We start from the raw sequence: 10,760 nt of genomic DNA on the forward strand, positions 1-10,760 counted from the left end.
ACCGTACCTGTTACGATCACTGAACCTACGCCGATCACAGCCACTACAGCAATAACCAATGTGGCTTGTAATGGTGGGGCCACCGGATCTGTAGTGATCACACCTGCTGGTGGGGTAGGACCATACACCATCACGCCTGCCCAAACGGGTTTAACCGCAGGCAGCTATACCTTCACTGTTACGGATGCGAATGGTTGCTCTATCACGGTGCCCGTCACAATTACCGAACCCACGCCGATCACGGCCACCACTGCAGTAACCAATGTGGCTTGTAATGGCGGGGCTACGGGATCGGTCGTTATTACTCCTGCTGGCGGGGTAGGACCATACACCATCACACCCGCCCAGACTGGCTTAACCGCAGGCAGCTATACCTTCACTGTGACGGATGCGAACGGTTGTTCCATTACGGTACCCGTCACTATCACCGAACCCACGCCCATCACGGCTACTACAGCAGTGACCAATGTGGCTTGTAATGGCGGGGCTACAGGATCTGTGGTCATCACTCCAACTGGCGGCACTGCCCCTTATACGATCACCCCGGCCCAAACGGGTTTAACAGCCGGCAGCTACACCTTCACTGTTACGGATGCCAATGGTTGCTCCATTACGGTGCCTGTTACGATCTCCGAACCCACGCCGATCACCGCTACCACGGCAGTAACCAATGTGGCTTGTAATGGCGGCGCTACTGGATCTGTCGTTATTACTCCTGCTGGCGGGGTAGGACCATACACCATCACCCCCGCTCAAACTGGTTTAACAGCCGGCTCCTATACGTTTACTGTTACGGATGCCAACGGTTGTTCCATCACGGTACCCGTCACTATCACTGAACCTACGCCGATCACGGCCACCACAGCAGTGACCAATGTGGCTTGTAATGGTGGCGCTACGGGATCGGTGGTCATCACGCCGACAGGCGGCACTGCCCCTTATACGATCACTCCGGCACAGACGAACCTGGCTGCTGGCAGCTATACCTTCACCGTCACCGACGCCAACGGATGTTCTATCACGGTACCGGTTACTATTACTGAACCTACGCCCATCGCGGCTACCACGGCAGTAACCAATGTGGCTTGTAATGGCGGGGCTACAGGATCTGTGGTCATCACTCCAACTGGCGGCACTGCCCCTTATACGATCACCCCGGCCCAAACGGGTTTAACAGCCGGCAGCTACACCTTCACTGTTACGGATGCCAATGGTTGCTCCATTACGGTGCCGGTGACGATCTCCGAACCCACGCCGATCACGGCCACTACAGCAGTAACCAATGTGGCTTGTAATGGTGGGGCTACGGGATCGGTCGTTATTACGCCGACCGGTGGCACAGCACCTTATACGATCACTCCGGCACAAACCAACCTGGCTGCCGGCAACTATACCTTTACTGTTACGGATGCCAATGGCTGCTCGATCACCGTACCGGTTACGATCACCGAACCTACACCCATCACGGCTACGACAGCAGTAACCAACGTTGCTTGTAATGGTGGGGCTACAGGTTCTGTGGTGATCACCCCGACCGGCGGCACTGCTCCTTATACGATTACCCCGGCCCAAACCAATCTGGCTGCTGGCAGCTATACCTTCACTGTTACGGATGCCAATGGTTGCTCCATCATGGTACCCGTCACGATCACTGAACCTACCCCGATCACCGCCACCACGGCAGTGACCAATGTTGCTTGTAATGGCGGAGCTACAGGTTCTGTAGTGATCACCCCGACCGGCGGCACTGCTCCTTATACGATCACCCCGGCCCAGACGAACCTGGCTGCGGGCAGCTATACGTTTACTGTTACGGATGCCAACGGCTGCTCGATCACGGTACCGGTTACGATCACGGAACCCACGCCGATCACAGCCACCACAGCAGTAACCAATGTTGCTTGTAATGGTGGCGCTACGGGATCAGTCGTTATTTCTCCTGCTGGCGGGGTAGGACCATACACCATCACACCCGCGCAAACAGGTCTCACAGCCGGCTCCTACACCTTCACTGTTACGGATGCCAACGGCTGCTCCATCACCGTACCGGTTACGATTACCGAACCCACGCCGATCACGGCCACCACAGCAGTGACCAATGTGGCTTGTAATGGTGGTGCTACCGGATCAGTGGTGATCACTCCAACCGGCGGCACTGCCCCTTATACGATCACTCCGGCGCAAACAGGTTTAACAGCTGGCTCTTATACCTTTACCGTCACCGACGCTAATGGCTGCTCCATTACGGTACCGGTCACTATTACCGAACCCACCCCGATCACCGCTACCACAGTAGTAACCAATGTGGCCTGCAATGGTGGCGCTACCGGATCGGTGGTGATCACACCTGCAGGTGGGGTAGGACCATACACCATCACTCCTGCCCAAACGGGTCTCACCGCCGGCAGCTACACCTTCACTGTTACGGATGCCAACGGCTGTTCCATCACAGTGCCGGTTACGATCACCGAACCCACGCCCATCACGGCTACTACAGCAGTAACCAATGTTGCTTGTAATGGTGGGGCTACAGGATCAGTGGTGATCACTCCGACAGGCGGCACTGCTCCTTATACGATCACCCCGGCACAAATAGGTTTAACAGCTGGCTCCTATACCTTCACTGTTACGGACGCCAATGGCTGCTCGATCACCGTACCGGTTACGATCACCGAACCCACGCCGATCACGGCCACTACAGCAGTGACCAACGTTGCTTGTAATGGCGGGGCTTCGGGATCAGTTATCATTACCCCAACTGGCGGCACCGCACCCTATACGATCACTCCGGCACAGACGGGTTTAACCGCCGGCTCCTATACCTTCACTGTCACGGATGCCAATGGCTGCTCGATCACCGTACCGGTGACGATTACCGAACCTACGCCGATCACGGCTACGACTGCCATCACCAACGTTGCTTGTAATGGTGGGGCTACAGGTTCTGTAGTGATCACACCTGCTGGCGGGGTAGGACCATACACCATCACCCCCGCCCAGACTGGCTTAACCGCTGGCAGCTACACCTTCACTGTTACGGATGCTAATGGCTGCTCCATTACGGTACCGGTCACGATCACTGAACCCACCCCGATCACGGCCACTGCAGCAGTAACCAATGTTGCTTGTAATGGTGGGGCTACGGGGTCAGTGGTGATCACTCCGACAGGCGGCACTGCACCTTATACGATTACTCCGACACAAACGGGCTTAACCGCTGGTAGCTACACCTTCACTGTTACGGATGCGAACGGTTGTTCCATCATCGTGCCAGTTACGATTACCGAACCCACGCCGATCACGGCTACCACGGCAGTAACCAATGTGGCTTGTAATGGTGGTACTACGGGGTCTGTCGTCATTACCCCGACCGGCGGCACTGCTCCTTATACGATCACCCCGGCACAGACGAACCTGGCTGCCGGCAGCTACACCTTTACTGTTACGGATGCCAATGGCTGTTCCATCACGGTACCCGTCACTATCACTGAACCCACGCCGATCACCGCTACCACGGCAGTGACCAATGTTGCTTGTAATGGCGGAGCTACCGGATCGGTAGTAATCACCCCGACCGGCGGCACTGCACCTTATACGATCACTCCGGCACAAACTGGTCTCACCGCCGGCTCCTATACCTTCACTGTCACGGATGCGAACGGTTGTTCCATCACCGTACCGGTTACGATTACCGAACCTACGCCCATCACGGCCACCACAGCAGTGACGAATGTTGCTTGTAATGGTGGCGCTACGGGTTCTGTAGTGATCAATCCGACCGGCGGCACCGCACCTTATACGATTACCCCGGCCCAGACGAACCTGGCTGCCGGCAGCTATACCTTCACTGTTACGGATGCGAACGGTTGTTCTATCACGGTGCCGGTGACGATCACGGAACCTACGCCGATCACAGCCACTACAGCAGTAACCAATGTTGCTTGTAATGGTGGGGCTACAGGTTCTGTAGTGATCACCCCAACTGGCGGCACTGCACCTTATACGATCACTCCGGCCCAGACGAACCTGGCTGCCGGCAGCTATACCTTCACCATCACCGATGCCAATGGTTGCACGATCACGGTGCCTGTCACGATCACCGAACCTACGCCGATCACGGCCACTTCAGCAGTAACCAACGTTGCTTGTAATGGTGGGGCTACAGGATCGGTGGTAATCACCCCGACTGGCGGCACTGCTCCTTATACGATTACGCCTGCTCAAACAGGTCTCACAGCCGGCTCCTACACCTTCACTGTTACGGATGCCAACGGCTGCTCGATCACTGTACCTGTCACGATCACGGAACCCACACCCATCACGGCTACCACGGCAGTGACCAATGTGGCTTGTAATGGTGGGGCTACAGGTTCTGTAGTGATCACCCCGACTGGCGGCACTGCACCTTATACGATTACCCCGACCCAGACGAACCTGGCTGCTGGCAGCTATACCTTCACTGTGACGGATGCCAATGGCTGCTCTATCACCGTACCGGTTACGATCACTGAACCAACCCCGATCACGGCTACCACAGCAGTAACCAATGTTGCCTGTAATGGTGGGGCTACCGGGTCTGTAGTGATCACACCTGCAGGAGGGGTAGGACCATACACCATCACCCCCGCACAAACGGGTTTAACCGCTGGCAGCTATACCTTCACTGTTACGGATGCGAATGGTTGTTCCATTACGGTACCCGTCACAGTCACCGAACCTACGCCGATCACGGCCACCACAGCAGTAACCAATGTAGCTTGTAATGGTGGGGCTACAGGATCTGTAGTGATCACCCCGACCGGCGGCACTGCACCTTATACGATTACTCCGGCACAGACGAACCTGGCTGCTGGCAGCTATACCTTTACCGTCACCGACGCCAACGGCTGTTCCATCACTGTTCCTGTTACGATCACTGAACCTACGCCGATCACAGCCACCACAGTTGTAACCAATGTTGCTTGTAATGGTGGCGCTACGGGATCGGTAGTGATTACCCCAACTGGCGGTACTGCTCCTTATACGATTACCCCGGCACAGACCAACCTGGCTGCTGGCAGCTATACCTTTACGGTCACGGATGCCAATGGCTGCTCGATCACCGTACCGGTGACGATTACCGAACCCACTCCGATCACGGCTACGACTGCCATCACCAACGTTGCTTGTAATGGTGGGGCTACAGGGTCTGTAGTGATTACCCCTGCAGGCGGGGTAGGACCATACACCATCACCCCCGCCCAGACTGGCTTAACCGCTGGCAGCTACACCTTCACTGTAACGGATGCCAATGGCTGCTCGATCACGGTACCGGTTACTATTACTGAACCTACGCCCATCACGGCTACCACGGCAGTAACCAATGTTGCTTGTAATGGCGGGGCTACAGGTTCAGTCATCATTACCCCGACTGGCGGCACTGCTCCTTATACGATTACTCCGGCCCAGACGAACCTGGCTGCGGGCAGCTATACCTTCACTGTTACGGATGCCAATGGCTGTTCCATCACCGTGCCTGTTACGATCACCGAACCCACGCCCATCACAGCTACTACAGCAGTAACCAATGTAGCCTGTAATGGTGGGGCTACCGGATCAGTCGTCATTACCCCAACTGGCGGCACTGCACCTTATACGATTACGCCTGCGCAAACTGGTCTCACCGCCGGCAGCTATACCTTCACTGTCACCGATGCCAACGGCTGCTCGATCACCGTGCCGGTCACAATTACCGAACCCACCCCGATCACGGCTATCACAGCAGTAACGAATGTGGCTTGTAATGGTGGGGCTACAGGATCTGTCGTCATTACTCCAACTGGCGGTACTGCACCTTATACGATCACCCCGGCCCAGACGAACCTGGCTGCTGGCAGCTACACCTTCACTGTAACGGATGCGAACGGTTGTTCCATCACGGTACCGGTGACGATCACTGAACCCACGCCGATCACGGCCACCACCGCAGTAACCAATGTGGCTTGTAACGGTAGCGCTACCGGATCGGTAGTGATCACCCCAACTGGCGGTACTGCTCCTTATACGATCACTCCGGCCCAGACGAACCTGGCTGCCGGCAGCTACACCTTCACCGTCACCGATGCCAACGGCTGCTCCATCACAGTGCCGGTTACGATCACTGAACCTACGCCCATCACGGCTACTACAGCAGTAACCAACGTTGCTTGTAATGGTGGGGCTACCGGGTCAGTGGTGATCACTCCGACCGGCGGCACTGCCCCTTATACGATTACGCCTGCACAAACAGGTCTCACAGCCGGCAGTTATACCTTCACTGTGACGGATGCTAATGGTTGTTCTATCGCCGTACCGGTTACGATCACCGAACCCACGCCGATCACGGCTACCACCATAGTAACCAATGTTGCTTGTAATGGTGGGGCTACAGGGTCTGTAGTGATCACACCTGCTGGTGGGGTAGGACCATACACCATCACACCCGCTCAAACGGGTTTAACCGCCGGCAGCTATACCTTCACGATCACGGATGCCAATGGCTGTTCCATTACCGTACCGGTTACGATCACCGAACCCACCCCGATCACCGCTACCACGGCAGTAACCAATGTTGCTTGTAATGGCGGGGCTACCGGGTCTGTAGTGATCACACCTGCAGGTGGGGTAGGACCATACACCATCACTCCTGCCCAAACGGGTCTCACAGCCGGCAGCTACACCTTCACTGTTACGGATGCCAACGGCTGTTCCATCACAGTGCCGGTTACGATCACCGAACCCACGCCCATCACGGCTACTACAGCAGTAACCAATGTTGCTTGTAATGGTGGGGCTACAGGATCAGTGGTGATCACTCCAACCGGCGGCACTGCTCCTTATACGATCACCCCGGCGCAGACCAACCTGGCTGCCGGCAGTTATACCTTCACCGTCACCGACGCCAACGGCTGCTCCATCACCGTACCGGTTACTATTACGGAACCCACGCCCATCACGGCGACCACAGCAGTGACGAATGTCGCTTGTAATGGTGGCGCTACGGGATCGGTGGTTATAACACCTGCTGGTGGAGTAGGACCATACACCATCACGCCTGCCCAAACGGGCTTAACAGCTGGTCCCTATACCTTCACTGTCACCGATGCCAACGGCTGTTCCATCACCGTACCTGTTACGATCACCGAGCCCACGCCGATCACGGCTACCACGGCAGTAACCAATGTTGCTTGTAATGGCGGCGCTACCGGGTCTGTAGTAATCACGCCTGCAGGTGGGGTAGGACCATACACTATCACCCCCGCCCAAACGGGTCTCACCGCCGGCAGCTATACCTTTACCGTCACCGATGCGAACGGCTGTTCTATCACCGTACCGGTTACGATCACCGAACCTACGCCGATCACGGCGACCACAGCAGTAACGAATGTGGCTTGTAATGGCGGGGCTACGGGATCTGTCGTCATTACTCCGACTGGCGGCACAGCACCTTATACGATCACTCCGGCCCAGACGGGTTTAGCCGCCGGCAGCTATACCTTTACGGTCACCGATGCCAACGGCTGCTCCATTACCGTACCGGTGACGATCACTGAACCCACGCCGATCACGGCTACCACGGCAGTGACCAATGTGGCTTGTAATGGTGGGGCTACGGGGTCAGTGGTGATCACTCCGACAGGCGGCACTGCTCCTTATACGATCACTCCTGCACAAACAGGTTTAACAGCTGGCTCTTATACCTTCACCGTCACCGACGCCAACGGCTGCTCGATCACCGTACCGGTCACTATTACCGAACCCACGCCCATCACGGCGACCACAGCAGTGACGAATGTCGCTTGTAATGGTGGCGCTACGGGATCGGTGGTTATAACACCTGCTGGTGGAGTAGGACCATACACCATCACCCCTGCACAAACGGGTTTAACAGCCGGCTCCTATACGTTTACTGTAACGGATGCGAACGGCTGCTCTATCACGGTACCGGTTACGATTACTGAACCCACGCCAATCACGGCTACTACAGCGGTAACCAATGTTGCTTGTAATGGTGGGGCTACAGGTTCTGTAGTGATTACCCCAACCGGCGGCACCGCACCTTATACGATTACCCCGGCCCAGACGAACTTGGCTGCTGGCAGCTACACCTTCACCGTCACCGACGCCAATGGTTGCTCCATCACGGTGCCGGTTACGATCACCGAACCCACGCCGATCACGGCTACCACGGCAGTAACCAATGTTGCTTGTAATGGCGGCGCTACCGGGTCTGTAGTGATCACACCTGCTGGCGGGGTAGGACCATACACCATCACTCCTGCACAAACGGGTTTAACCGCCGGCAGCTATACCTTCACGATCACGGATGCCAATGGCTGTTCCATTACCGTACCGGTTACGATCACCGAACCCACTCCGATCACGGCCACTACAGCAGTAACCAATGTTGCTTGTAATGGCGGAGCTACTGGATCGGTAGTGATCACCCCGACCGGCGGCACAGCTCCTTATACGATCACTCCGGCACAAACCAACCTGGCTGCCGGCAGCTACACCTTCACTGTTACGGACGCCAATGGCTGCTCCATTACCGTACCGGTGACGATCACCGAACCCACGCCGATCACAGCCACTACAGCAGTAACCAATGTTGCTTGTAATGGTGGGGCTACTGGGTCTGTAGTGATCACCCCGACTGGCGGCACTGCTCCTTACACGATTACCCCGGCACAGACCAATCTGGCTGCTGGCAGCTATACCTTCACCGTCACCGACGCCAATGGCTGCTCGATCACCGTACCGGTTACGATCACCGAACCTACGCCGATCACGGCCACCACAGCAGTAACCAATGTGGCTTGTAATGGTGGGGCTACAGGATCGGTGGTGATCACACCTGCTGGCGGGGTAGGACCATACACCATCACCCCCGCACAAACGGGTTTAACAGCTGGCTCCTATACGTTTACTGTTACGGATGCGAACGGTTGTTCGATCACGGTACCGGTCACCATCACGGAACCCACGCCGATCACGGCCACCGCAGCAGTGACCAATGTGGCTTGTAATGGCGGGGCTACCGGGTCTGTAGTGATCACGCCTGCAGGTGGGGTAGGGCCATACACCATCACCCCTGCTCAAACTGGTTTAACCGCCGGCAGCTATACCTTCACTGTCACGGATGCCAACGGCTGTTCCATCACCGTACCTGTTACGATCACCGAACCCACGCCGATCACAGCCACTACAGCAGTAACCAATGTGGCTTGTAATGGTGGGGCTACGGGATCGGTGGTCATCACTCCGACAGGCGGCACCGCACCTTATACGATTACCCCGGCCCAGACGAACCTGGCTGCTGGCAGCTACACCTTTACCGTTACCGACGCCAATGGCTGCTCCATCACCGTACCGGTCACGATCACCGAACCCACTCCGATCACGGCTACCACAGCGGTAACCAATGTTGCTTGTAATGGTGGGGCTACGGGATCGGTAGTGATCACGCCTGCAGGTGGGGTAGGACCATACACCATCACCCCTGCGCAAACTGGTCTCACAGCCGGCAGCTACACCTTCACTGTTACGGATGCCAACGGCTGTTCCATCACCGTACCTGTTACGATCACTGAACCTACGCCGATCACGGCTACGACAGCCATCACCAACGTTGCTTGTAATGGTGGGGCCACCGGATCTGTAGTGATCACACCTGCAGGTGGGGTAGGACCATACACTATCACCCCTGCCCAAACGGGTTTAACCGCTGGCAGCTATACCTTCACTGTTACGGATGCCAACGGCTGTTCTATCACGGTACCGGTTACGATCACTGAACCCACGCCGATCACGGCTACCACAGCGGTAACCAATGTTGCTTGTAATGGTGGCGCTACGGGTTCTGTAGTGATCACGCCGACAGGCGGCACTGCTCCTTATACGATCACTCCTGCGCAGACCAACCTGGCTGCCGGCAGCTATACCTTCACCGTCACCGACGCCAACGGATGTTCTATCACGGTACCGGTTACGATCACTGAACCCACACCCATCACGGCGACCACAGCAGTGACGAATGTTGCTTGTAATGGTGGGGCTACGGGTTCTGTAGTGATCACGCCGACTGGCGGCACTGCTCCTTATACGATTACCCCGGCCCAGACGAACCTGGCTGCTGGCAGCTACACCTTCACCGTCACCGACGCCAATGGCTGTTCCATCACCGTACCGGTGACGATCACTGAACCTACGCCGATCACAGCCACTACAGTAGTGACCAACGTGGCTTGTAATGGTGGCGCTACGGGTTCTGTAGTGATCACTCCAACCGGCGGCACTGCACCTTATACGATCACTCCGGCCCAGACTGGCTTAACAGCCGGCAGCTATACCTTCACTGTGACGGATGCCAATGGCTGCTCCATCACCGTACCGGTGACGATCACTGAACCTACGCCGATCACGGCGACCACAGCAGCGACGAATGTGGCTTGTAATGGTGGGGCTACAGGTTCTGTAGTGATCACACCTGCTGGCGGGGTAGGACCATACACTATCACGCCTGCCCAAACGGGGTTAACAGCTGGCAGCTATACCTTTACTGTTACGGATGCGAACGGTTGTTCCATTACGGTACCTGTCACTATCACCGAACCCACACCCATCACGGCTACTACAGCAGTAACCAACGTTGCTTGTAATGGTGGGGCTACGGGATCTGTCGTCATTACTCCGACTGGCGGCACAGCACCTTATACGATCACTCCGGCCCAGACGAACCT

1 protein-coding gene is annotated in these 10,760 nt (G+C 56.5%); it reads left to right on the forward strand.

Translation table 11 applies throughout. From position 1 onward, the window contains the following. The coding region (locus tag Q4E93_RS34390) for a beta strand repeat-containing protein (protein WP_303592663.1) at nt 1-10,760 on the forward strand (10,760 nt) is incomplete at both ends.

The organism is Flavitalea plasmicola, assembly GCF_030546645.1.
In the GTDB taxonomy this organism is placed as follows: Bacteria; Bacteroidota; Bacteroidia; order Chitinophagales; family Chitinophagaceae; genus Puia.